This window comes from Micromonospora sp. WMMD710 (genome assembly GCF_029626045.1).
Lineage (GTDB): Bacteria > Actinomycetota > Actinomycetes > Mycobacteriales > Micromonosporaceae > Micromonospora.
In genome coordinates, this window is record NZ_JARUBD010000001.1 from 1,457,962 (window position 1) to 1,481,059 (window position 23,098).

The 23,098-nt window shown below is 72.7% G+C and carries 21 protein-coding genes; 11 read left to right on the plus strand and 10 right to left on the minus strand.

The window, feature by feature from the left end; all coding sequences use genetic code 11:
* The first annotated feature begins 53 nt into the window (after positions 1 to 53).
* On the plus strand, positions 54 to 1,364 hold the full coding sequence (locus O7620_RS06575) for an endo-1,4-beta-xylanase (protein ID WP_278126884.1): 1,311 nt from the start codon (positions 54 to 56) through the stop codon (positions 1,362 to 1,364).
* An 81-nt stretch (positions 1,365 to 1,445) separates the two neighbouring features.
* On the opposite strand, the gene sthA is transcribed toward O7620_RS06575, so the two are convergent.
* The 4 genes from sthA to O7620_RS06595 all read right to left on the minus strand — a co-directional run bounded on the left by sthA (position 1,446) and on the right by O7620_RS06595 (position 5,917).
* Positions 1,446 to 2,849, minus strand: coding sequence for a Si-specific NAD(P)(+) transhydrogenase (gene sthA / locus O7620_RS06580; RefSeq protein WP_278122306.1), 1,404 nt, complete (start codon positions 2,847 to 2,849; stop codon positions 1,446 to 1,448).
* Between the two features lie 53 nt (positions 2,850 to 2,902).
* Positions 2,903 to 3,916, minus strand: a complete 1,014-nt coding sequence (locus O7620_RS06585; protein ID WP_278122307.1) for a cellulose binding domain-containing protein — start codon at positions 3,914 to 3,916, stop codon at positions 2,903 to 2,905.
* A 175-nt stretch (positions 3,917 to 4,091) separates the two neighbouring features.
* Positions 4,092 to 4,730 carry a response regulator transcription factor gene (locus O7620_RS06590; RefSeq protein WP_151489850.1) on the minus strand — a complete coding sequence of 213 codons (639 nt, stop codon included), beginning with the start codon at positions 4,728 to 4,730 and terminating at the stop codon, positions 4,092 to 4,094.
* Complete coding sequence (locus O7620_RS06595) at positions 4,727 to 5,917, minus strand: histidine kinase (RefSeq protein ID WP_278122308.1); 1,191 nt, start codon at positions 5,915 to 5,917, stop codon at positions 4,727 to 4,729. Before O7620_RS06595 ends, O7620_RS06590 begins: the two co-directional genes overlap by 4 nt.
* Before the next feature lie 145 nt (positions 5,918 to 6,062).
* On the opposite strand from O7620_RS06595, the gene O7620_RS06600 reads away from it, so the two are divergent.
* Together O7620_RS06600 and O7620_RS06605 are read left to right on the plus strand one after the other, a co-directional pair.
* A complete protein-coding gene (locus tag O7620_RS06600) occupies positions 6,063 to 6,821 on the plus strand; it encodes an ABC transporter ATP-binding protein (RefSeq protein ID WP_278122309.1) in 759 nt (252 codons plus the stop codon).
* Complete coding sequence (locus O7620_RS06605) at positions 6,818 to 9,349, plus strand: ABC transporter permease (RefSeq protein ID WP_278122310.1); 2,532 nt, start codon at positions 6,818 to 6,820, stop codon at positions 9,347 to 9,349. The genes O7620_RS06600 and O7620_RS06605 overlap by 4 nt, the downstream gene beginning before the upstream one ends.
* Positions 9,350 to 9,516: 167 nt before the next feature.
* Here the strand turns inward: O7620_RS06605 and O7620_RS06610 are convergent, their stop codons facing one another.
* Positions 9,517 to 9,939, minus strand: a complete 423-nt coding sequence (locus tag O7620_RS06610) for a DUF2000 domain-containing protein (protein ID WP_278122311.1) — start codon at positions 9,937 to 9,939, stop codon at positions 9,517 to 9,519.
* A gap of 50 nt (positions 9,940 to 9,989) precedes the next feature.
* Here O7620_RS06610 and O7620_RS06615 point away from each other — a divergent pair, with 50 nt between their 5' ends.
* The 3 genes from O7620_RS06615 (at position 9,990) to O7620_RS06625 (ending at position 12,943) form a co-directional block, all read left to right on the plus strand.
* Positions 9,990 to 10,793 carry an AraC family transcriptional regulator gene (locus tag O7620_RS06615; protein WP_278122312.1) on the plus strand — a complete coding sequence of 268 codons (804 nt, stop codon included), beginning with the start codon at positions 9,990 to 9,992 and terminating at the stop codon, positions 10,791 to 10,793.
* A gap of 114 nt (positions 10,794 to 10,907) precedes the next feature.
* On the plus strand, positions 10,908 to 11,366 hold the full coding sequence (locus O7620_RS06620) for a hypothetical protein (RefSeq protein ID WP_278122313.1): 459 nt from the start codon (positions 10,908 to 10,910) through the stop codon (positions 11,364 to 11,366).
* The gene (locus O7620_RS06625; protein ID WP_151489856.1) at positions 11,363 to 12,943 is read left to right on the plus strand and encodes a DHA2 family efflux MFS transporter permease subunit; all 1,581 of its coding nucleotides are present in this window, start codon (positions 11,363 to 11,365) and stop codon (positions 12,941 to 12,943) included. The genes O7620_RS06620 and O7620_RS06625 overlap by 4 nt, the downstream gene beginning before the upstream one ends.
* 60 nt (positions 12,944 to 13,003) lie before the next feature.
* On the opposite strand, the gene O7620_RS06630 is transcribed toward O7620_RS06625, so the two are convergent.
* From O7620_RS06630 to O7620_RS06640, 3 genes are all read right to left on the minus strand, one after another.
* On the minus strand, positions 13,004 to 13,462 hold the full coding sequence (locus tag O7620_RS06630; protein WP_225854470.1) for a DUF5709 domain-containing protein: 459 nt from the start codon (positions 13,460 to 13,462) through the stop codon (positions 13,004 to 13,006).
* A 119-nt stretch (positions 13,463 to 13,581) separates the two neighbouring features.
* Entirely contained in the window at positions 13,582 to 14,466 is an 885-nt protein-coding gene (locus O7620_RS06635) for an alpha/beta hydrolase (RefSeq protein ID WP_278122314.1), read from the minus strand.
* Positions 14,467 to 14,579: 113 nt separating this feature from the next.
* Positions 14,580 to 15,503: a sigma-70 family RNA polymerase sigma factor gene (locus tag O7620_RS06640; RefSeq protein ID WP_278122315.1), complete on the minus strand. Its 924-nt coding sequence runs from the start codon at positions 15,501 to 15,503 to the stop codon at positions 14,580 to 14,582.
* Positions 15,504 to 15,652: 149 nt separating this feature from the next.
* Between O7620_RS06640 and O7620_RS06645 the strand changes: the two genes are divergently transcribed.
* Complete coding sequence (locus O7620_RS06645) at positions 15,653 to 16,417, plus strand: DUF2071 domain-containing protein (RefSeq protein ID WP_278122316.1); 765 nt, start codon at positions 15,653 to 15,655, stop codon at positions 16,415 to 16,417.
* On the opposite strand, the gene O7620_RS06650 is transcribed toward O7620_RS06645, so the two are convergent.
* A complete protein-coding gene (locus tag O7620_RS06650) occupies positions 16,411 to 17,388 on the minus strand; it encodes an aldo/keto reductase (protein ID WP_278122317.1) in 978 nt (325 codons plus the stop codon). The two genes, O7620_RS06645 and O7620_RS06650, sit on opposite strands and share 7 nt — an antisense overlap.
* A 300-nt stretch (positions 17,389 to 17,688) precedes the next feature.
* Here O7620_RS06650 and O7620_RS06655 point away from each other — a divergent pair, with 300 nt between their 5' ends.
* The 3 genes from O7620_RS06655 (at position 17,689) to O7620_RS06665 (ending at position 19,782) form a co-directional block, all read left to right on the plus strand.
* The gene (locus O7620_RS06655; protein WP_278122318.1) at positions 17,689 to 18,141 is read left to right on the plus strand and encodes a GNAT family N-acetyltransferase; all 453 of its coding nucleotides are present in this window, start codon (positions 17,689 to 17,691) and stop codon (positions 18,139 to 18,141) included.
* Positions 18,142 to 18,201: 60 nt separating this feature from the next.
* A complete protein-coding gene (locus O7620_RS06660) occupies positions 18,202 to 18,804 on the plus strand; it encodes a dihydrofolate reductase family protein (RefSeq protein WP_278122319.1) in 603 nt (200 codons plus the stop codon).
* A 114-nt stretch (positions 18,805 to 18,918) separates the two neighbouring features.
* Positions 18,919 to 19,782 carry a hypothetical protein gene (locus tag O7620_RS06665; protein ID WP_278122320.1) on the plus strand — a complete coding sequence of 288 codons (864 nt, stop codon included), beginning with the start codon at positions 18,919 to 18,921 and terminating at the stop codon, positions 19,780 to 19,782.
* Positions 19,783 to 19,791: 9 nt separating this feature from the next.
* Here O7620_RS06665 and O7620_RS06670 read toward each other — a convergent pair whose 3' ends face one another.
* Positions 19,792 to 20,148 carry a GNAT family N-acetyltransferase gene (locus O7620_RS06670; protein ID WP_278122321.1) on the minus strand — a complete coding sequence of 119 codons (357 nt, stop codon included), beginning with the start codon at positions 20,146 to 20,148 and terminating at the stop codon, positions 19,792 to 19,794.
* Between the two features lie 192 nt (positions 20,149 to 20,340).
* On the opposite strand from O7620_RS06670, the gene O7620_RS06675 reads away from it, so the two are divergent.
* Positions 20,341 to 23,010 carry a carboxylate--amine ligase/circularly permuted type 2 ATP-grasp protein gene (locus O7620_RS06675; protein ID WP_278122322.1) on the plus strand — a complete coding sequence of 890 codons (2,670 nt, stop codon included), beginning with the start codon at positions 20,341 to 20,343 and terminating at the stop codon, positions 23,008 to 23,010.
* The last annotated feature ends 88 nt before the right edge of the window (positions 23,011 to 23,098 follow it).

Genomic DNA, 23,098 nt, shown 5'->3' on the forward strand with positions numbered 1-23,098 from the left:
CGGCATCGAGAGCCGCCCTCGCGCTGACCGGGGCCGGCGCGCTCGCCGCCAGTATGGCGATGGTCCTGGTGACGCCCGCCTCCGCCGGCACCACGCTGGGCGCGTCCGCGGCCGAGAAGGGCCGTTACTTCGGTACGGCGGTGGCCGCGAACAAGCTCTCGGACAGCGCGTACACCACGATTTTGAACCGCGAGTTCACCATGGTGACGGCCGAGAACGAGATGAAGATCGACGCGACCGAGCCGCAGCAGGGCCAGTTCCGCTACAGCCAGGCGGACCCGATCGTCAACCACGCGCGTACCCACGGCATGCAGGTACGCGGCCACACCCTGGCCTGGCACGGCCAGCAGCCGGGGTGGATGCAGGGCATGGAGGGCACCGCGCTGCGCACCGCGATGCTCAACCATGTGACGCAGGTAGTGACCCACTACCGGGGACAGATCTATTCCTGGGACGTGGTGAACGAGGCGTTCGCCGACGGCAACTCCGGTGGCCGCCGGGACTCGAACCTGCAGCGCACCGGCAACGACTGGATCGAGGCCGCGTTCCGCGCCGCCCGCGCCGCCGACCCGGGCGCGAAGCTCTGTTACAACGACTACAACACCGACAACTGGACCTGGGCCAAGACACAGGGCGTCTACAACATGGTGCGGGACTTCAAGGCCCGTGGCGTGCCGATCGACTGCGTCGGCTTCCAGTCACACTTCAACAACGACTCGCCGTACGTCAGCAACTACCGCACCACGCTGTCGAGCTTCGCGGCGCTCGGGGTGGACGTGCAGATCACCGAGTTGGACATCCAGGGCGCTCCGGCGAACACCTACCGCAGCGTGGTGGAGGACTGCCTCGCGGTGGCCCGCTGCAACGGGATCACGGTGTGGGGGATCCGGGACAGCGACTCGTGGCGGGCCTCGCAGACCCCGCTGCTGTTCAACAGCAACGGCTCGAAGAAGCCGGCGTACGACGCGGTCCTCGCCGCGTTGAACAACGGCACCACCCCGCCCACGACCCCGCCGCCGACCACCACCCCGCCGCCGACCGACCCGCCGCCCACGACCCCGCCCCCGGGTACGGGTGCCTGCACCGCGACGGTGACGGTGAACCAGTGGACGGGCGGCTTCGTGGCGAACGTACGGGTGACGGCCGGCTCGTCGGCCCTCAACGGCTGGACGGTGACGATCGCGTTGCCGTCCGGGGCGACGGTCACCAACGCCTGGAGTGCCGACCGCAGCGGTAACACCGGCACGACGAACTGGACGAACGTGGCCTACAACGGCCAGGTCGGCGCCGGGCAGTCCACCGAGTTCGGGTTCCAGGCCAACGGCACCGCCGGCAGCCTGAGCCCCACCTGCGCGGCACGCTGACGCAGACCCCGGCCGGTGCGGAGGGTGGCCCGAACCCTTCGCACCGGCCGGCCCTTCCCCTGTCGGGGCGCTACCTCTGGGCTAACCATCGATGCGGGTGATGTTGCGGATCTTGTTGGACGCGTCCAGGGCGGCCACCTTGTACGCCTCGGCGAGTGTCGGATAGTTGAACACCGCGTCGACCAGGTAGTCGATCGTGCCGCCGCAGCCGATGACGGCCTGCCCAATGTGGACGATCTCGGTGGCGGCGGTGCCGAACACGTGCACCCCGAGCAGCCGGCCGTCGTCGGGGGAGACGAGCAGCTTCAGCATGCCGTACGAGTCACCCACGATCTGGCCCCGGGCCAGCTCCCGGTAGCGGGCGATGCCCACCTCGAACGGCATCGACGATTCGGTGAGCTGCGCCTCGGTCTGCCCGACGAAGCTGATCTCCGGGATCGTGTAGATGCCGATGGGTTGCAGGCCGTGCATCTCGCGGATCGGTTCGCCGCAGGCGTGCTGCGCGGCCAGCCGGCCCTGCTCCATCGAGGTGGACGCGAGCGCCGGGAAGCCGATTACGTCACCGACGGCGTAGATGTTGTCCACCGAGGTGCGGTAGTTGGCGTCGACCGTGATCCGGCCCCGCCGGTCCGCCTCCAACCCGGCCGCCTCCAGCGCCAGATCGTCGGTCTGGCCCTGCCGGCCGGCCGAGTACATGACGGTGTCCGCGACGATCTTCTTGCCGCTCTTGAGGATGCACAACGCCGCCGTCTGGTGTTTCTCCACCGCGGCGACCTCCTCGCCGAAGCGGAACGCCACGGACAGGTCGCGCAGGTGGTACTTGAGTGACTTGACGACCTCGTCGTCGCAGAAGTCGAGCATCCGGTCGCGGCGTTCCACGACCGTCACCTTCGTGCCGAGGGCCGCGAACATCGACGCGTACTCCATGCCGATCACGCCGGCGCCGACCACCACCATGCTGCGAGGTACGGCCTGCAGGTTGATGACGCCGTCGGAGTCGACGATCGTGCGGTCGTCGAAGTCGACGCTGTCCGGGCGGGCCGGGCGGGTGCCGGCCGCGATGATGATTTTGTCGAAGGTCACCCGGGACTCGCGGCCGGAGCCGCCGTCGACCCAGATGGTGTGCGCGTCGGCGAACCGGCCCGTACCGGTGATCATCGCGACCCGGTTGCGGGCGAGCTGGTTGCGGATGACGTCGGTCTGCCGGGTGATCACGTGCTGGGTCCGGGCGGCCAGGTCGCTGACCGTGATCTCCTCCTTGACCCGGTAGCTGCTGCCGTACAGGTCGCGCTGGCTCAGGCCGGTCAGGTAGAGCACGGCCTCGCGCAGCGTCTTGGACGGGACGGTGCCGGTGTTGATGCACACCCCACCGATCATGTCGCGGCGGTCCACGATGCCGACCCGCCTGCCCAGTTTGGCGGCGGCGATCGCCGCCTTCTGACCGCTGGGTCCGGAGCCCAGCACCACCAGGTCGTAGTCATACACGAGCGTTAGCGTCGCAAGATGTCGCGGTGTGCGCCAGAGCTGGGACGCGAGCGTTATTCGTCCGCCGCCACGCAGAGGCCGCCGTTGAGCGTGACCTCCTCCGGCAGTTGCGTGCCCGTGGCGACGATTCCCAGCGACACGGTGCCGCCGGGTGGGATCACCGCGTTGTAGCTGGCGTTGCGCACCCGCAGGAAGCTGTTGTTGAGCCGGTCGACAACCTCCGCGCCCCAGAGGCCGTGCAGCTGTTGGGCGGCCCAGAATCGCCAGGTCATCGTCCAGCCGTCGACCGCCGTCGAGCCGGTGTTCGTGACGGCGAGGTGCGCCACGAAGCCGTCCGACCACTGCCGCACGACGGACCGGACCGCGCAGCTCGGTGGCGGCGGCAGCGTGGTCACGGTGACCGGTTCGGACAGGGGCGACAGGTGGCCGACCTCGTCGCGGGCCTGCACCACGAAGGTGTACGTGGTGGTGGGGGTCAACCCGCTGATCTGGGTGCTGTTGCGCCCCGGCGGGTACTGGTACACCTCGCTGACCCGGGTGAGGGTGCCGTCGGCGTTGACCCGGAACACCTCGTACCGGTCGAGCGCGACGTTCTCGACCGAGGGGGCCCACCGCAGCCACACCAGGGTGGCGGCCACGTCGTACGCCATCGGTTGGCCCGGCGCGCTCGGCGGCTGGTCGTCGCCCGGTGGCATGGTCAGCCGCAGCGTCGGGTTCGACAGGGAGCTGTTGCCGGCCGCGTCCACCGCCGAGACGCCGAACGTGTACGTGCGGGACGGCCGCAGCCCGGTGATCCGGATGCTGGTGGTGTCGGTCGAGTACATGGCGCCGGAGTCCTCGAACCGCGCGGAGACCGGATAGCGGACCACCCCCACGTTGTCGGTCGAGGCCGCCCAGGTCAGCTCGACCCAGGTCGTGTCGACGGCGACGACCGTGATCGGGCCGGGGGTGGTGGGGCGCTCGGTGTCGTCGGCGGCGTACGCCGGGGTCGCGCCCACCGCGACCAGGGCGGCCGCGAGCAGCGCGGCGACCGGCGACCGCATTCCTCCATATCGGCGATCCCGCATGACGAATCTCCCGCCCTCGATTGCCCGCGCAGTCTCATCCATCCATCAACGCCAATGTTAGGCGACCGGGGTGCCGAAGGATGCCCCGCGGAATCGCCACCGATTCGTTGACGGCATCAATTCCGAAGGCGCCGCACCCAGCCCCATCCGCCCGGACGCGGTCGCCGCGAGGGGCCTAGGCGACGAGGCGGCGTTCCCAGGCCCAGGCGGCGATCTCCACCCGGTTCCGGGCCGGGAGCTTCATCTGCACGCTGGCCAGATGGGTCTTGACCGTGCCGACCGCGATGAAGAGCCGGGCGGCGATCTCGGCGTTGGTCAGGCCCCGGGCGACGAGCTTCACGACGTCGAGTTCCCGTGGTGAGAGCCCGGCGTCGTCGTACGCGGGTGTCGGCGAGCTGAGATGCTCCAGCAGCCGCACCGTGATGGACGGGCTGATCAGCGCGTCCCCGGACACGGCCGCGCGGACCGCCTCCACCAGCAGCGCCGGGCCGGAGTCCTTGAGCAGGAAACCGCAGGCGCCGTTGGACAGTGCGGTGTGCACGTACTCGTCGAGGTCGAAGGTGGTCACCACGACCACCCGGACCGGGTCGGCGACGCCCGGCCCGGCGAGCAGCCGCAGCGCCTCGAGGCCGTCGAGGCGGGGCATCCGGATGTCCAGCAGCACGACGTCCGGTCGCAGACGCCGGGCCAGCTCGACGGCGGCGACCCCGTCCGCGGCCTCGCCGACCACCGTCATGTCCGACTGCGCCCCGATGATCATGCCGAAGCCGGTCCGGACCATCGCCTGGTCGTCGGCGAGCAGCACCCGGATCACCGCGCCACCGCCGGATGCAGCGGCAGCGCCGCGTCGAGCACCCAGCCGCCGGCGACGCCCGGCCCGGCGGTGATCGTGCCGCCGAGGGCGCGTACCCGCTCGGTGAGGCCGATCAGACCGAAGCCGTGCCCCCGGGCCGGCGCGGTGCGCCCGGACGTGCCGTCGTCGGCGACCCGGACCAGCAGCCAGTCCGGGGTACGGCGCACCGCGACGTGCACCGACCGGGCGTCCGGTGCGTGCTGGCGGGTGTTGGTCAGCCCCTCCATCACCACCCGGTACGCCGACGTGGAGACCTCCACCGGCAGCCCGTCCAGCGGGCCGTCGACGTGCAGCCGGGCCGGTACGGTCGCCGTGCCGTTGTGGCCCTGCACCAGCGGCGCCAGGTCGGCCACGCCGGCCAGCGGGGCGAGCGGGGCGTCCGGGTTGCGCAGGACACCGACCATCCGTCGCATCGAGGCCATCGTCTCCGCGCCGGCGCGTTCGATCTGCTCCAGGGCGACGATCACCCGCTGCGGATCCTGCTCGGCGACGAACCGGGCGCCCTGCGCCTGCACCACGATGCCGGTCACGTGGTGGGCGATGAAGTCGTGCAGATCGCGGGCGAACTCGGCGCGCTGCTCGGCCCGGACCAGCGCGATCGCCCGCTCCCGTCCGGCCGCGACGACGCGCAGGTAGATGCCGACCGCGGCGGCGCCGACCGCCGCGAGCGCCTGGAGCAGCCCGAAGATCACGAGTACGTTGTCGGTGCCGGCGCGCAGCGGCATCGCGGCGGCGGCGAGCGCGGTGACCGCCGCCGCCCACGGCGCCAGTCGGGCCGCGCCCCGCCGGGTCACCACGAAGACGACTGCCAACAGCCCGGCGGACTCGGCCAGCCCCCAGCTGCCGCCGACCAGAAGTCCTCTGCCCGAGCTGAGCACCGTGATACCGAAGGTGACGGCCAGCGAGGCGGTGCCGAGCAGGAGCGCCGCGACGGGCAATGCTCGCGACCCCTGCCGGTGCACGGGCAGCCAGACCGGCACGGTCGCCACCGCGAGCCCCGTGCGCACCACCAGAAGCAGGGCGAACGTCGGGCTCATGCCGGTGAACAGGCCGAAGCGCAGGTCGAAGAGGCCCAGCAGACCCAGCGCCGCCAGGCCCGCGAGCTGGCCCAGCCGTACCCACCATGTCGAGAAAGCCGCCGCGCTCATGGTGACCCAGCGTAGCCAGGTGGCGGGAGCGGTAGATCGGCCGAAAGGCAGACCCGGCGGCGGCGATACCCGGCCCCGGGCCGATGTGCCCACCGGTTGACGGCGGCGACGCTTCCCGGGTCACATCGCAGCCACTGGAGGAACAATGACAACCCACGCCCCGCCGCAAACCAGCCACGCGGCGGTCGCCGCGGTCGACCTGGTGAAGGTGTACGGCAGCGGTGACACCGCGGTCCGTGCGCTGGACGGGGTCTCGGTCGGCTTCGGCCGGGCCGAGTTCACCGCGATCATGGGCTCGTCCGGGTCCGGCAAGTCGACCCTCATGCACTGTCTCGCCGGCCTGGACACGGCCACCTCCGGTCGCGTCCTGCTCGGCGGCACGGACCTCACCGGTCAGTCGGACCGGACGCTGACCCGGGTACGCCGCGACCGGATCGGGTTCGTCTTCCAGTCGTTCAACCTGCTGCCGCAGCTCACGGCCGCGCAGAACATCACCCTGCCGCTGGACCTCGCCGGCCGGGAGCCCGACGGTCACCTGCTGGAGCACCTGGTGCGGGTGCTGGGCCTCGGTGACCGTCTGGGCCACCGGCCCAGCGAACTGTCCGGTGGCCAGCAGCAGCGGGTGGCGCTGGCGCGGGCGCTGGTGTCGCGTCCCGAGGTGGTCTTCGCCGACGAGCCGACCGGCAACCTGGACTCCCGCTCCGGGGCGGAGGTGCTCACCATCCTGCGCGACTCGGTCCGCGACCTCGGCCAGACCGTCGTCATGGTCACCCACGACCCGATCGCCGCCGCGTACGCCGACCGGGTGGTGCTGCTCGCCGACGGCCGGGTGGCCGGCGAGATCGACAAGCCGGACCAGGGCTCCGTGACCGACGCGCTGCGCGATCTGGCGGCCGGCGCGTGAGGGCGACCGTGCTGCGTACCCAGGTGAGCGTCGCCGCCCGCCGCCCCGGCCGGCTGATCCTGACCGGCCTGGCCATCCTGGTCGCGGCGTTCGTCGTCTTCGGCACGGTGCTCGTGCAGGAGATCACCGAACGGACCGTGCGGGACAACCTCAGCGGCACCCCGGCCGCCACCGACCTGGTGATCGGTGACCCGGAGCAGCCGTCACCCACCGCGGCGCAGCTGCAACGCGTCCGCGCCCTGACCGGGGTGGCCGAGGCGGTCGGCCGGTCGGAGATCGGGGTCTCACTCGGCGAGGGTTACCTCAACCTGCGGGCCGACCCGGGCAGTGGCCCACTGGCCACGGTCCGCGTGATCCGGGGCAGCTATCCGACGCGACCCGGGGAGATCGCGATCACCCCGCGTACCGCCGAACGACTCGGACTCGCGGTCGGCACCGCGACCAGCGGGACGGGCGGCGAGCTGACCGCGCCCACCCAACTCACCGTCACCGGCGTGGTCGAGACCGGCTCCGACGGCGGCTCCGACGCGTACGCCCCGGACAACGTCGTGACGGCGTGGGCGCACCTGAACACCGTGGAGCGCATCGACGTACGGGTGACACCCGGCACGTCGCCGGAGTCCGTCCGCGAGGCGGTGACCGCGCTGGTCGGCGCCACGCAGCCGGTGCGCTCCGGCGCCGAGGTGCGCCAGACCGAGGCCAACGCGGCCGCCGAGCAGGTCGGGAGACTCTTCGTCCTGGTCGGCGTGTTCGTCGCGATCGCGGTCATCGCCGCGGCGCTGGTGGTCACCTCGACCTTCCGCATCGTCTTCGCGCAGCGCATGCGGCAGCTCGCGCTGCTGCGGGCGGTCGGCGCGGGGCGGGGCACCCTGGTGGGGGCGTTGACCGCCGAGGGAGCCCTGACCGGGCTGGTCGCCGGCGTGGTCGGTGTCGCCGGCGCACTCGCCCTCGGGTACGCCCTGCCGGCGGTGCTGCGGGCCTCCGGCCGGGCGGTCTCGTCGCCCGGCCTGCCGCTGACCGCGGCCGTCGCGGTGGTGGCCGGCGCCGTCATGATCACCGTCCTGGCCGTGCTGGCCCCGGCGCTCTCCGCCGCGCGGGTCTCCCCGCTGGAGGCGCTGCGTACGGCGAGCACCACCGCCGGCCGGCGCGGCGTCGGCGTCCCGCGTCTGGTGTGCGGGCTGCTGCTGGCCGCGGGCGCGGTGCTCGCCGCCGTCGCGACGATCCGCCAGCTGCCCACGCCGGAGCAGGAGTCCTACGACCCGACGATGCCCCTGCTCCTGCTGGTCGGGTCCGGCGCGCTGGCGTTCTTCGCGCTGGTGGCCCTCGGGCCGCTGCTGGTACGTCCGGTGCTGGCCGTCCTGGGCTGGCCGTTGAGGCAGCTCGGCCCGCACGGGCGGCTGGCGGTCGGCGGGGTCGGCGGGACGCCTCGTCGGGCCGCGGCGGTGTCCGTCGTGGTCGCGCTGGGCGTGACCCTGATCTCCGGGGTGGTCATCGGGGGCGCGTCGATGCGGGTCCTCGCCGACCGTGAGATGGCGCTCTCGGCGCCGACCGACTTCGAGGTCACCACCAGCGACGGGACGCTGCCGGCGGCGGTGGTGACCGGCGCGGAGGTGGCACAGGCACTCGACCGGGTGGTGCCGTACCGGCGCGTCGCCGACGTCACGGTGCTGCGTGGCACCGACCGGCTCGGTGACGTCGAGTCCGGTTACCCGACGAACGACCTCGACGTGGCGGCGTTGCCGACCACCGGTGACCTGGACGTGGCCCAGGGCAGCCTGGCCGACCGTGGGCCCGGCCGGATCGTGCTGAACAGCTGGGTGGCCCGGGACACCGGACTGCGGGCCGGCGACACCGCCACCCTCGCCCGCGCCACGGGCAGGGTCGACGTGCGGGTGGCCGCGGTGCTGCCCGGCGACGGCCCGCTGCACGCCGGCATCCTCGTCGACCCGGCCGACCTCGACCGGCTCGGCGTGCCGGCGGCGTACACCGGTCTGCTGGCCGACGCGGCCGATGCCGGCGAGGACGGCCGCACCGCCGGGGTACGCGCGCTGCGGCAGGCGATCGGCGGCAGCGAGGGGGTGGGGCTCGCGGTGCTCGCCGACGAACGCGACCGCAACGACGCGCTGTTGAGCACCCTGGTCTGGATCGCGGTCGGCCTGGTCGGTCTCACCGTGCTGATCGCGGTCGTCGGGGTCGGCTCCACCACCGCGCTCTCGGTCGTGGAGCGGGTACGCGAGTCCGGCCTGCTCCGCGCCATCGGCCTGTCCCGGGCCGGCCTGCGCACCATGCTGACCGCCGAGTCCGGCCTGTACGGGGTGATCGGTGCGACCATCGGTCTGCTCCTCGGCGTCCCGTACGCCTGGTTGGCGGTCCAGACGCTCGGGATCGACGCACCGTTGACCGTGCCGGTGCCGCCGCTGGTCGGGCTGTTCGTGGCGCTTGTCGCGTTGACCGCGCTGGCCGGGGTTCTGCCGGCGCGGCGGGCGTCCCGGGTCAGCCCGGTGGTGGCGCTGGGGCTCGACGGCTGACCCCGCACCGTGGGTCGGCGTCGAGGACGGCGCCGACCCACGGTGGCCGAGGCCCCGGGTGAGGCTGCCACCGCAGGGCCAGGAGGGCGCGGCCTCGCCGAGCTGGTAGCGGGAGTGGAAGCCGAGCGCCTGCCGCAGCCGCAATGTCTTCGCCGCCACGAATGCCGTTACGGGTGCATGGACGCGCCCTTGAGCACCTTGTCCACCACGGTGCGCCCCGCGTGCAGAGCCAGCCCCACCAGGTCCAGCTTGTCCCGGCCGACCGCCTGCACGGCGGCGCGGTTGTCCCGGTCGTTGCCGGTGGCGAACAGCTCGGACGTGAAGACCGCGAGCCGCAGCCCACGGGCGAGCGCACGCGAGTGCGCGCCGGCCAGCGTCGCCCGGTCGCCGGCGAACACCAGCACCGGCTGGCGGAACATCGGCAGATACCCGGTGCCGTCCGCGTCGCGGTACTCCTCACCCAGCAGCTCCGGCTCGGCGTTCGCGATGCCACTGACCAGGAAGGCCGTGACGTTCAGCCGCTGCCAGCCGGCCAGGTCGTTACGGAGCAGTACGGCGATCTTGGTGGGAAAGCGGATCGGTTCGGTCATGGCGTCGAGCCTGCCCGCCCCGACACCGACCGGTCTTGTACGTTCTCAGCGTGGCCACCCGCCCGGCCGGCTCCCAGGTCAGCGCCTGGCGACCCGCCGTCGCCGGGGTCGCCGAGGTCTTCCACGCCCATTTCGTGGACCACGCGTACCCGCGGCACGTCCACGACGTGTGGACGCTACTGATCGTCGACGACGGCGCGGTCCGTTTCGACCTCGACCGGCACCGGCACGGCGCGCTGCGCACATCGGTCACGCTGCTGCCGCCGTACGTGCCGCACGACGGCCGCTCCGCCACGGCGAACGGTTTCCGCAAGCGGGTCCTGTACCTCGACACCTCGGCGCTCGACGCCGCGTTGGTCGGCCGGGCGGTCGACCAACCGGACCTGGCCGATCCGCGCCTACGAGACCGGATCCACCACCTGCATCAGGCGCTCGGCGACGCGGGGGACGAGTTCGAGGCGGAGAGCCGGCTCGCGCTCATCCTGGACCGACTGCGCCAGCAACTCGGCGCGCGTGCCCCGGCCGGTGTCCCGCCGCCCGCGCGTGGCCTCGCGGTCCGACTCCGGGAGCTGCTGGACGCCCGGACCGTCGAGGGTGTCACCCTGCGCGAGGCCGCCGAGCTGCTGCACGCCCACCCGACGCACCTGGTCCGGGCGTTCAGCCACCTGCACGGGCTGCCGCCGCACGCGTACCTGACCGGTCGGCGGGTCGAGCTGGCCCGTCGCCTGCTCCTCGCGGGGCAGCGTCCCGCCGAGGTCGCCGCGGCCGCCGGGTTCTTCGACCAGGCGCACCTGACCCGTCACTTCCGGCGGTATCTGGGCGTCAGCCCGGCCCGCTACCCGGCCCGGAGCTGATCGGCGGTCAGACGAGCTGGCCGCCGATGACGGCGACGAGCGCGGCGGCCCGCGAGCCGCGCCCGTCGCGGGGTGTACGCCGCGTGCAGGTGTGCCACGAGCAGGCGACTCCGGGTGCAGCTGCCGTGCCGTTGGGTCGGTGAACCAGCGGTGGTGCGCGCTGTGCGCCAACCCGCTGTACCGGGTCTCGTCACCGAGCAGGGCAATGGTCGGCGCGGTCTGCGCCAGGGTTTCGCCGAGGTGGTTCACCACCTGGGCCGGGGTGTCGTGCATCCGGTCGAGGATCCGCATCATTCCCCAGGTTCACGTGGTCGGCCCGCACCGCGTGGCGCGGAACGGCGTGGCCGGTGGTTCTGCTGGCTGATCGCCACCCCGACGAGCGGCTGTAAATGGACGGCCGTTCGGATGCGCCACCGGACGGTCACGAAATCCGGCGGCGAATCGTCACAACTGGCGGTTAGTCTTCCTCGGCGCGTCGTCGTCCTGGTACGCCGCGCCCCGCGCCTGGTCGGCGCGGCATCGCCGCCACCGCCCACCATCGGCCGGCTCAAACGACTTCAGGAGAGTTTGTGACACAGCAATCCGTCGCGACATCGGACAAACTCGACGCCGCAGTGCTCAAGGTGGCCGGCGTCGTGGTCCTCGGCGCGATCATGTCGATCCTCGACGTGACGGTGGTCAGCGTGGCGCTGCCCACATTCCAGACTGAGTTCGACGCGTCCTACGCCCGCGTCGCGTGGACGATGACCGGCTACACCCTCGCCCTGGCCACCGTGATCCCGCTCAGCGGCTGGGCGGCCGACCGGTTCGGCACCAAACGTCTCTACATGGTGGCGTTGGCGCTGTTCACGATCGGGTCCGGTCTCTGCGCCACCGCCGACAGCATCGGCGAGCTGATCGGCTACCGCGTGTTGCAGGGCCTCGGCGGCGGCATGCTCATGCCGCTGGGCATGACCATCATGACCCGCGCGGCCGGGCCGCACCGGATCGGCCGACTGATGGCCGTCCTCGGCATTCCGATGCTGCTCGGCCCGATCGGCGGCCCGATCCTCGGCGGCTGGCTGATCGACACCGCGAGCTGGCACTGGATCTTCCTGATCAACCTGCCGATCGGTGTCGTCGCGCTGATCTACGCGCAGTTCGCGCTGCCGAAGGACGCGCCCGAGCCGTCCGAGTCGTTCGACTTCGTCGGTATGCTCATGCTCTCGCCGGGTCTCGCCCTGTTCCTCTACGGCGTCTCGTCGCTGCCGGAGGCGGGCACGTTCGCCGAGGCGAAGGTGTGGGCGCCGATGCTGGTCGGCGGCGCGCTGGTGGTGGCGTTCGTGCTCTACTCGTTCAAGCCCCGGCACCCGCTGCTCGACCTGCGGCTGTTCCGCAACCGCAGTCTGACCATCGCCTCGCTGACGCTGTTCGTGTTCATCATCGCGTTCATGGGCGCCGGCCTGCTGTTCCCGAGCTACTTCCTGCAGGTGCGCGGCGAGTCGACGTTGGCCGCCGGCCTGCTGATGGCCCCGCAGGGCATCGGCGCGATGATCACCATGCCGATCGCCGGCACGCTGGCCGACCGGGTGCCGATCGGGCGTACCGTGCCGTTCGCGCTGGGGCTCATCGTCGTCGGTTTCTTCGGGTTCACCCAGGTCGACCCGCAGACCTCGTACTGGCTGCTCGGCGGGTCGCTGTTCGTGATGGGTCTGGGCATGGGCGGCACGATGATGCCGATCATGACCTCCGCGCTGCGGACGTTGCAGGCCCAGGAGGTGGCCCGTGGCTCGACGCTGGTCAACATCCTCCAGCAGATCGGCGGGTCGGTCGGCGCCGCCGTGATGTCGGTGATCCTCACCAACGAGCTGAACGGCTCCCGGCCGATCCCCGGCCTGGTGGACGAGAGTGGCAAGCCGGTCACCGAGGCCGGGCTGGCCATCGCCTCCCAGCAGCGTCCGGAGCTGCTCCAGCAGATGCCGGTCGACCCGTCGATCATCGAGCGCGGGCTCGACTTCGCCGCCAAGTCGTTCGCCACCACGTTCTGGGTCGCGTTCGCGCTGGTCGTGCTCACGTTCATCCCGGCCGCCCTGCTGCCGCGCCGACGTCAGCCGGCGCAGCTCGACGACCAGCAGGGCGAGCAGGTCAAGACGCCGGTCGTCATCCACTGAGTACGCCGCCGCCGCGCTCGGCGTCCCTACGGGGAGTCGAGCGCGGCGGCGGATACGGCGTCAGCGCAACGGACCGTCGCCCGGCCCGTTCGGGTCGTCGACCAGGTGGACCGCCGCTTCCTCCGCGCTGGCGGCGCCCGCGTCGATCCCGGCGTCCCACGCCACCGAGTCGGCCTCGTCGTCCTCGCGGACACCCTCGTCGTACGCGACGAGACGGCCCGCGCGGCCCTCGGCCTCGTACCCCCGGCGGGTCAGCTCGTCCTCGTCGTCGCCGCCCTCGGCGTACGGGTCGATGTCCGGTTCCTCCTGGGCGAGGTACTGGTCCAGGGACTCCCCGGCCCGCTCCTCGGCGGGGGTGGTGCCGAACCGGTTCGCCGCCGTCCAGTGGTCCTCGGCGACGATGCCGGTGTCGAGGGGGTCGCCGACCCCGTCATCCAGGGTGTCGGAGGCGTCCAGGACGCCATCGTCCTCGGCCACGTTCCACTCGTCGACGGAATCCATCCGCTCGGTCTGGCTCACGGCGGTCTCTCCTTCGTCACGGCGCAGCGAAGTGCCAAGCCTATGACCACTCAACGTCGCCGCACCCCGAGGGCTGCCCGCTGTGACGAACGGACCTCGGGGCGCGGCGCGCGGGCGGGTCAGCGGGTCAGCAACTCCACCACGGCCTCGGTGAACTCCGCCGGCTGCTCGACGTGCGCGAAGTGCCCGCTCTCCTCCAGCACCACCAGGTGCGAGTCCTTGAGGCCCGCGTGCAGTTCCTCGGCGTAGCGGGGGCCGCAGATGAAGTCGTGCGCGCCCACGATCACCACGGCCGGCGCGGTGATCTCACCGAGCCTGTCCCGCACGTCGAACGGCGTGGGGTCGTTCGAACGGGCCGGCGTCATCCAGACCCGTACGGCCGCCTGGAGTGGGGCGAACTCGGCCTGCCGACCCCAGAAGTCCGCGAAGTACACCGGGATGGCGGCGCGCAGGGCGGTCGCCAGGGCCTCGTCGTCGGCGGCGACACCGTAGCGTTCGAAAGCGTGCGGGACGTCCGTCGCCTCCGGCCGGTCGGGGTGCCGCTGCGGGTACGCGGCGAGGTTGGCCATCGCCTCGGCCCAGAACTCGGCGCCGGTGACGGGTGAGGTGTCGTACAGGACGAGGCCGGCGACCCGGTCCGGGTGGTCCAGCGCGTACCGCTGGACGACGAAACCGCCGTGCGAGTGGCCCAGGAGGTACACCCGGGGCTCGCCGAGGTGCTCGACCACCGCGTCGAGGAACCGGACATACGTCGCGAGACGGTAGTCGTCGGGGTTGTCGAGCCGCCCCGAGGCACCCGTGCCGACCGGCTCGACGTACACCATCGTGAAGTGTTCCTCGAGGCCGGGCGTCCGCAGGTAGGCCCACTCGATGCCGGGGCCGCCGGAGTGCGCCACGCACACCGGGCCGGTGCCCGCGACGTGGTAGACCTGCCGGACACCGTCGACGGTGAAGGTGTGCGCACCCGGGCTGAGCGTGCCGACGTCGTGGCTGGTGGAACCCATGTGCTATCTCCCGATCCGTGGACCCGCGCGCCGTGTGTCGCCGCGCGACTGGTGACTGACACGGACCAGATGCGCGGGTCGGTCGCGAAGTTCGCTCGGTCCGGAAACTTTTCTCAGACCAGCGCCGGAACGGGGTGGAAGAGGGTGAACCGGCCCACCCGTCCGCCGCGCAGTTGCTGCAACCACAGGGCCGCGGGTGGGCAGTGCTCCGGATCGTGGGGCGGGCTGATCAGGTCGGTCTCCCAGATCAGCACGTCGCCGCTGGCCACCACGTTGCGCAGCCGCTGGCGTACCCCGGCTTCCAGGTCGCTGGTCATGCCGCCGATCGCCAGGTCGGGGCCTCCGCGCCGGCGGCCCGGCACGATCATCTCGGCGTCCGGCCACCAACTCTCCCGCACGACCCGGTCGAAGTCGCCCCGCATCGCCGTGGCGATCATGTCGCGGCCCTCCCGCCAGCGGGCGGCGTTGACCGCGCCGAGGTCGGTGTGCGCCGCGGTGGCCGAGGCCCGGAGGCCGCCGGCGAGCGTGCGACGGGCGTGGCTGAGGCGGCTGCGGACGGTGCCGACCGGCACGCCGCACACGGCGGCGATCTGGTCGTACGAGGAGGCGTCGCTGAAGTACCGCAGCAGGGTGACCAGCCGGTCGGGCTCGGACAGTCGGTCGATGGCGTGCCACACCCAGTCACGCAGGACGCCCTGGTCCAGTGCCTCCTCCGGGGTGGGGGTGGCGGCGGGCAGGGTGAACCACTCCGGTTCGGCGACCGGGAACGGCCGGGGGCCACGCAGCGTCATCCGGGCGTTGTTGCGGACGATGGTGCGCAGCCACGGGCCGACCGCCGCCGGGTCGCGGACCTCACCGATGCGCCGCAGCGCCACCACCATGGCGTCCTGCACCGCATCCTCGGCGTCCGGGCCGTAGCCGAGCATGCTCAACGCGACGGCCCGCATCCCGGCCTCGTGACGGGCCAGCAGCACGCCCAGCGCCCCCGCGTCTCCGGCCTGCGCGAGCAGTACCAGATCGGCGTCACCGTGCGTCACGCGCGGTTCCTCCCAGAATCGACGTCGTGGGGATCCGGCGCCCTCATCAAGCGTACGGCGGTCACGCAGCCGCTCCACGTCGCGCCGGCTGTCCCACCCCGGTCGTAGCGTGCCCGCCGTGTCGCCATCGCCTGAGCCAGGATGAGGGGGTGGACATCGAACCGGTCGACCACGAGCCCCGGCAGGCGTTCCCCTGGTCGCTTCTGCGCCAGCGCTGGGAGGACCTCACCTTCCTGCACTGGGCCGTCGCCCCGGAACTCGTCGCACCGCTGCTGCCCGCCGGAACACGCCCGGACACGCTGGGCGGCGTCAGTTACGTCGGGCTGATCGGCTTCCGGATGGTGCGGTTGGGCTTCGGTCGCGGCCCCGGGGTGCCCTACCTCGGCACCTTCTGGGAGACCAACGTCCGGCTCTACTCGGTCGACGACACCGGCCGGCGGGCGGTCGTGTTCCGCTCGCTCGACGCGTCCCGCCTCGTGCCGGTGCTGGTGGCGCGGGTGACGTTGGGTCTGCCGTACCTCTGGTCGTCGATGCGCCTGGACCGCGACGGTGACCGCCGTACCTACCGGTGCCGGCGGCGCTGGCCCGGCCCGGCCGGTACGACGAGCCGGATGACCGTGCGGGTGGGGGAGCGGATCGACGACCCGACACCCCTTGAGCACTTCGTCACCGCCCGGTGGGGGCTGCACACCCGGGCGTACGGGCGCACGCTGCACCTGCCGAACTGGCATCCGCGCTGGCCGCTGCACCGGGCCGAGGTGCTGCACCTGGACGACGAGTTGGTCGCCGCCGCCGGTCTGCCGGCGCCGGTCGACCCGCCGGTCAGCGTGCTGTACTCGCCCGGTGTCGGGGTGCGGTTCGGTACGCCGGTGGCGGCCCGGCGCGGCGGCGCCGGGCCGCCGGCGCCTCAGTAGCGGCTTCCCTCGGGCGCGGGCAGCGCGTCCAGGTCGGCCAGGTCCTCCGCGGCGAGCCGCACGTCGCCGGCCGCGCAGTTGTCCACCAGGTACTTCGGGGTCTTGGTGCCGGGGATCGGTATGACGTGGGGGCCCTGGGCGACGACCCACGCGAGGGCGACCTGCGCGGGGCTGAGGCCCGCCCGGTCGGCGATCTCGCGGACCCGGGCCACGATGGCCAGGTTGGCCCGCAACGCGTCCTGTTGGAAACGCGGCAGGCCACGGCGGAAGTCGTCGGCGGGCAGGTCGTCAAACGAGGTGAACCGGCCGGTGAGGAACCCGCGGCCCAGCGGCGAGAACGGCAGGAAGGCGATGCCCTGCTCGGCGCAGTACGGCAGCACCTCGGTCAACGGGTCGCGGGTCCACAGCGACAACTCGGACTGCACCGACGCCACCGGGTGCACCGCCTGGGCTCGCACGATCTGGGTCACCGTCACCTCGGACAGCCCGATCTGCCGTGCCTTGCCCGCCTTCACGACCTCCGCCATCGCACCCCAGGACTCCTCGATGGGCACCTCCGGGTCGACCCGGTGCAACTGGTAGAGGTCGACGTGGTCGGTGCCGAGCCGCCGCAGGCTGGCGTCGATCGCCGCACGAATGTGCTCCGGGCGGCCGTTGTTGCCGATCGTGGGGGAGTTGCCGGGGCCACCGGTGGACGCGGTGGCCACCAGGCCGGCCTTCGTCGCCAGGACGGCCCGCTCCCGTCGCCCGCCGGCCAGCGCCCGCCCGACCAGTTCCTCATTGGTGTACGGCCCGTACACGTCCGACGTGTCGATCAGGGTGGCGCCCAGATCGAGGGCCTGGTGGATGACCGAGATCGAGGTGTCGTCGTCGCGGGGGCCACTGATGTCGTATCCGTGGGTCATGCCCATGCACCCGAGACCGATGACGCCAACCTCGGGGCCGGTGCTGCCCAGCGTGGTGCTTCGCATGCACCCCACGCTACGCCGGATCGCGAGAAGGCCGGCGCGGCCGGAATGCACGCAGGGTCACGGCCCCGTAGGGTCCGTCGTGGTGACGACTGTCGCTGCCTGCGACCGGAAGGAGCCGCGACATGGCGAGCAAACTGGTGGTGGGGACGTTCCTGTCCCTGGACGGTGTGATGCAGGGCCCCGGCGGGCCCGGCGGGGCTGCGGCTGACCGGGTCGCGCACCACCAAGGCGGGTGTCGTCTACGCCGCGTACGAGGTGGCGGGCCAGCCCGCCTACGGCACCGTCCTGTAGGAGTCGCGCTTGATCCGCGTTCGTGAGTTCGTCTGGTCCGACTACAACCGCGTCGTGGCTCTGTGGACCGCCACCGGACGGGGCGTGCTGCCCCGCGCCGAGCTGACCACCACACTGACGCGGGATCCGCAGCTCTTCCTGGTCGCCGACGTGGACGCCACCGTCGCGGCGGTGGTGCTGGGCACCTACGACGGCCGCCGGGGGATGATCCTGCGGCTGGCCGTCGACCCGGCGTACCGCCGTCGCGGCATCGCCACCCTGCTGGTCGCCGAGTTGGAGCGGCGGTTTGCCGCCCTCGGTTGCCCACGGGTGAACCTGCTGGTGCTGCCGGAGGACACGGCCGCGCTCCGGTTCTGGCAGGCGCTGGGCTACGCGCCCCAGCCCGACGTTCTCTGCACGAAGCCGATGGGTGGTTCGCCGGACCTGTCGCGAGGGGTGGCTCCGGCTTCGACCATGGGGTGAGGGCCGGGCGCACCGGTCCCAGCGACGAGCCGACACGGCACACCGACAAGGAGCGGATCGATGACGAAGGTGACGACCCGGGCGACGATGTCGTTGGACGGCTACATCGCGGACGCGTCCCACGGTGGCTTCGAGTACCTCCTCCAGTGGTACGAGGGCGGCGACGTCGAGACGCCGACGGCCAACCCCGAGTTGACGTTCCGGACGTCCGCCGCGAGCGCCCGGCACCTGCGCGACTTCACCGAGCGGACCGGCGCGCTGGTCGTCGGCCGGCGGCTGTTCGACATGACCAATGGGTGGGGTGGTCGGCATCCGCTGGACGTGCCCGTCGTGGTTGCCACGCACCGCGTGCCCGAGGGTTGGGAGCCGGAGAGCGACTCCTTCGTCTTTGTCACCGACGGCATCGAGAGCGCCGTTGACCGGGCCAGGGCGATCGCCGGTGCCAAGGAGGTCGGTGTCAATGGCGGCACCATCGCGGCGCAGGTCGTCGAGTCCGGCCTGCTCGACGAGGTGCACGTCGACCTCGTCCCGGTGGTGCTCGGTGCCGGCATCCCGCTCTTCGCCCGCCTGAAGATCGCGCCACTGCAGCTGGAGGGCCCGATCAGCGTCGTCGAGGGCGTCGGCGTCACCCACCTGGCCTACCGGATACGCCCATCGGCCTGAGCACCCGGGAAATGCCCCGCTCGGCGTGGGCCGGGATGGGCCGCCGGTCGCCCTAGAATCGATGACGTTCACTGTCTGCGGCGGCGGTGTCGCGGATGGCTGGCACGGAGGGCGGTGCGGGACGTGGGACCGGACGAGCGGGGCAAGCTGTTCGAGCAGGCACGGGAGCTGTCGCGGCGGCAGGCCACCTGGGCGGAGGCGGACCGCGTGTGGGGGCGGGTGATCGACGCCTACCGGCGGGCGGTGGACGGCCCGGGGCAGCCGGACCGCCGCGACCAGCAGCAGTTGGCGCGGGCGTTGTGGCGGCACGGGATGCTGCTGTCCGCGCGCGGCCGGGCCGGGCAGGGCATGGCGCCGGGCGGTGAGGCGGTCGCCATCTTCGAGCGGGTGTACGACGCGGTGGCGGCCGAGGGTGGCAACGTGGCCGCCCCACCCCGCGACGACGCGCTCGCCGAACTGATCACCGCGTTGGTGGACCTCGCAGAGGTCGCGTTCGCCGCCGGTCAGCCCGCCACGCGCAGAGAGTTGCTGGACCGGGCGGTGGCGGTGGGTCTGACCGCCGTCGGCGCTCCGCCGTCGGCCGGGCCCCGCACCCGGGAGGCGATGGGGACGGCGTACCACAACCAGGCGACCGCCTTGCTGCACCGCCACCTCACCCGGCCGTCGTCGGTCGACGGCGTCCGGGAGGCGACCCTCGCCGCGTCACGGGCCTGCGAGCTGCGTCAGGCGTTGCTCGACCCGGCGCGTCCGCTCAGCCTGTGGGAGATGGCGAACACCTACGGGGTGTACGCGCGGTGCCTAGCGATGATCGGCGACACCGATCGCGCCGCCGTGGTGCTGGCGCTGGGCAACCGACTTGTCGAGTTGCTGGGGCCGGCGGCCGAGCAGCCCGCCCAGAACCTGCGCGTGGCCGCCGAGTTGCTGGGCCGGGAAGAGGCCGCCGCCGGTTCGCGGCGCTTCCGGTGGCGGCGGCGCTGACCTGGCTGCCTACACCCGACCCGGCGTCGGGCCCTCGCCCTGATCCGACCCCTGCCGGTGGTCCGCGACGTCGATCCGCATGACCACGCGGCGCAGGGTCGGATGGCTGACCTCGGTGAACCCGGCCTCCTCGAAGACCTGCCGGACCCCGACGTGAGCCTCACCCCAGGTGATCTGCTTGCCGGCCTCGGCGGGCATCGGGTACGCCTCCAGTGACCGGGCGCCACGCTCCCGCGCGAAGTCGACCGCGGCGCGGGCCAGAGGATACGTGAGGCCGCGCCCCCGGTAGCCCTTGCGGACCACCAGGCAGGTCACCGCCCAGACGCCGTCGTCGTCCTTGTCCTCGTCGCGGCCGAGCCAGGGCACCCGTTGGTTGCGCAGCTTCGGGTACGCCGTCGATTGTGCCTCATCGAGAGCACGCCGCTCCAGGCTCCGCCGTGTCGCTGAGCAGTGCGGGCAGAACGGTGCGTCACCTTAACGCGCCGGAAACACCCCCGGTACCAACCCTGGGAACGCTCGTCGGACAGTCGAGACACCGACACGCGAACCGGGGTGACCATGGCCGACAACACCACGAACGCGCCGACGTTCGACGGGGCGCTGGGCCGGTCCGGCAACGGCCTGGCACTGCCCGCACCCCGCCCCAACCCGGCCCCGTCGCTGGACGACGGCGACCCGGCGGACCTGGCCACGATCGGCGTGGAGGAGGAGTTCCACGTCGTCGACCTGCACACCCGGGAGTTGGTGCCCCGCGCCGGGGAACTGCTCGACCGGCTGCCGGCGACCTCGTTCACCGCCGAACTGCACCGCAGCGTGGTGGAGACCAACACCGCGGTCTGCCGCACCTTGGACGAGATCCGCGCCGAGCTGACCCGGCTGCGCCAGGCTGCCGTCGCAGTCGCCGACCGGGCCGGGTTGGGCATCGTGGCGGCCGGCACGGTGCCGCTGCGCGCCGACGGCGACCCGAGCGTCACCCCCACCTCCCGCTACCGGCGGATGCTCGACGAATACCAGATGCTCGCCCGGGAGCAGTTGATCTGCGGCGCGCAGGTGCACGTCGGGGTGTCCGACCGGGACCTGGCGGTGGCCGTCACCCGCCGCGTCCAACCGTGGCTGCCGGTCCTGCTCGCCCTGTCCACCAGCTCGCCGTACTGGATGGGGCAGGACAGCGGCTACGCCAGCGTCCGGTCGCTGGTCTGGCAGCGCTGGCCCACGGCCGGCGACCCGGGCGAGGTGACCAGCGCGGCGGACCACGAGGCACTGGTCGCCGAGCTGATCTCCTCCGAGACCATCACCGACCCGGCCATGATCTACTTCGATGTCCGGCCGTCGGCCCACGTGCCCACCGTGGAACTGCGGATCACCGACGCCAACGCCGACGTGGAGACCATCGTCCTGCTCACCGGCCTGTTCCGGGCAATCGTGCGCCGGGAGGTCGCCGCGCTGCGCGCCGGCGTGGAGCGCACCGCCGTCCGACCGCCGGTGCTGCGCGCCGCCGTGTGGCGGGCCGCCCGCTCCGGGCTGGAAGGCGACCTGCTCGACCTGCCCCGCTCGGCCCGACCGGTGCCGGCCGCCGAGGCGGTCCGCCGGCTGGTGACCGACCTGCGCCCGCAGCTGGAGGCGACCGGCGACTGGGAGCAGATCCGGGACCTGACCGAGTACGCGCTGCGGCGTGGCAGCTCCGCCGCACGGCAGCGGCGGGCGTACGAGCGGCGCGGCCGGCTGGCCGACGTGGTCGACCTGCTCCTCGACGAGACCCGGGGACGCATCCAGGGGCCACTGCCCGGAGCGCCACCCGCGCCGGCCCTGCCCACGTACACCGGCTCCGCCGACGAGGTCTTCGGCCCGGCCGGGCCGGAGCCCGCGTACCGTCCGCTGCTGGCCGCCCTGCGCGGCCTCGGCGCCGGTGGCCTGCGTCAACGCGAGCACGACCGGGACGAGGAGCAGCGCGCACGGGGGGTGACGTTCAGCGTGGCCGGCGAGGCGAGCACCCGACTCTTCCCGGTCGACCTGGTGCCCCGGGTGGTGCCCGCCGCCGACTGGCGGGCGCTGCGCGCCGGCCTCGTGCAGCGCGCCCGGGCCCTCGACGCCTTCCTGCGCGACGTCTACGCCGACCGGGCCGCGGTCGCCGACGGCGTGGTGCCGGCCTGGGTGGTGGAATCCTCGCCCGGGCTGCGCCCCACCGGGGCGCTCATGGGCCGGCGGACCACCCGTGCCCAGGTGTCCGGAACTGATCTCGTCCGTGATCCCGTCGGCGGCTGGTACGTCCTGGAGGACAACCTGCGGGTGCCCTCGGGCATCGGCTACGCGGTGCAGAACCGGCGGTTGACCCGCACGGTGCTGCCCGAGCTGCCGGTGCCCGAGGACCTGCTGCCCGCCGACGAGACGCCCGCGATGCTGTACCGGGCGCTGGTCGCCGCCGCGCCGGCCGCCGCCGATGACCCCGCCGTGGTGGTGCTCAGCAGTGGCTCGGGCGATCCCGCCTGGTTCGAGCACCGGCTGCTCGCCGACGAGATGGGCGTGCCGCTGACCGAGAGCAGCGACCTGCTGGTCTCCGAGGGTCGCGTCCACCTGGTCCGGGAGGGCCGCCGCAGTCAGGTCGACGTGATCTACCTGCGGATGGACGAGGAGGCCCTGCTGCACGCGCCGGGCGCCGACGGGGTGCCCCTGGGCTGGCCGCTGCTCGCGGCGGTGCACGCCGGACGGCTGACCCTGGCGAACGCGCTGGGCAACGGTGTCGGCGACGACAAGGCCCTGTACGCGTACGTGCCCCGGCTGATCGAGTACTACCTGGGGGAGAAGGCCCTGCTTCCGGACGTGCCGACATACCTGTGCGGGTTGCCCGAGCAGCGGGCCGAGGTGCTCGGCCGGCTCGACGAGCTGGTGCTCAAGCCGGTCGACGGGTACGGCGGCGACCGGGTGGTGATCGGCCCCCGGGCCGAGGCGGAGGAGTTGGACGCCGTCCGCGAGCAGATCCTCGCCGCCCCACACCGGTGGATCGCCCAGGAGATGGTGGCGCTCACCACGCACCCGGTCTTCGACGGCACGGCGCTCGCCCCCCGCCACGTGGACCTGCGGGCCTTCGTCTTCCTCGGCGAGACCGCCGAGGTGGCGCCGGTGGCGCTGACCCGCGTCGCGCCGGCCGGCAGCATGATCGTCAACTCGTCGCGCGGCGGTGGGTCGAAGGACACCTGGCTGCTCGGCGGAGACGATCCGACGTCGCCGTAACCCACGCTTGACCCACACGTCATCGGGGCGCAACCCGGTCCGCCAAACCTGGACCGGTCAGCGGCCCGAGCGGACCCGAGCCGATGAG

What these genes read in the sequence shown, in the direction of transcription:
- O7620_RS06575 (WP_278126884.1), top strand. Translation starts at nt 54, where the DNA reads ATGGCGATGGTCCTGGTGACGCCCGCCTCCGCCGGCACCACGCTGGGC.
- O7620_RS06585 (WP_278122307.1), bottom strand. Translation starts at nt 3,916, where the DNA reads ATGCGGGATCGCCGATATGGAGGAATGCGGTCGCCGGTCGCCGCGCTG.
- O7620_RS06595 (WP_278122308.1), bottom strand. Translation starts at nt 5,917, where the DNA reads ATGAGCGCGGCGGCTTTCTCGACATGGTGGGTACGGCTGGGCCAGCTC.
- O7620_RS06600 (WP_278122309.1), top strand. Translation starts at nt 6,063, where the DNA reads ATGACAACCCACGCCCCGCCGCAAACCAGCCACGCGGCGGTCGCCGCG.
- O7620_RS06610 (WP_278122311.1), bottom strand. Translation starts at nt 9,939, where the DNA reads ATGACCGAACCGATCCGCTTTCCCACCAAGATCGCCGTACTGCTCCGT.
- O7620_RS06635 (WP_278122314.1), bottom strand. Translation starts at nt 14,466, where the DNA reads ATGGGTTCCACCAGCCACGACGTCGGCACGCTCAGCCCGGGTGCGCAC.
- O7620_RS06650 (WP_278122317.1), bottom strand. Translation starts at nt 17,388, where the DNA reads ATGCGAAGCACCACGCTGGGCAGCACCGGCCCCGAGGTTGGCGTCATC.
- O7620_RS06660 (WP_278122319.1), top strand. Translation starts at nt 18,202, where the DNA reads ATGACGAAGGTGACGACCCGGGCGACGATGTCGTTGGACGGCTACATC.
- O7620_RS06675 (WP_278122322.1), top strand. Translation starts at nt 20,341, where the DNA reads ATGGCCGACAACACCACGAACGCGCCGACGTTCGACGGGGCGCTGGGC.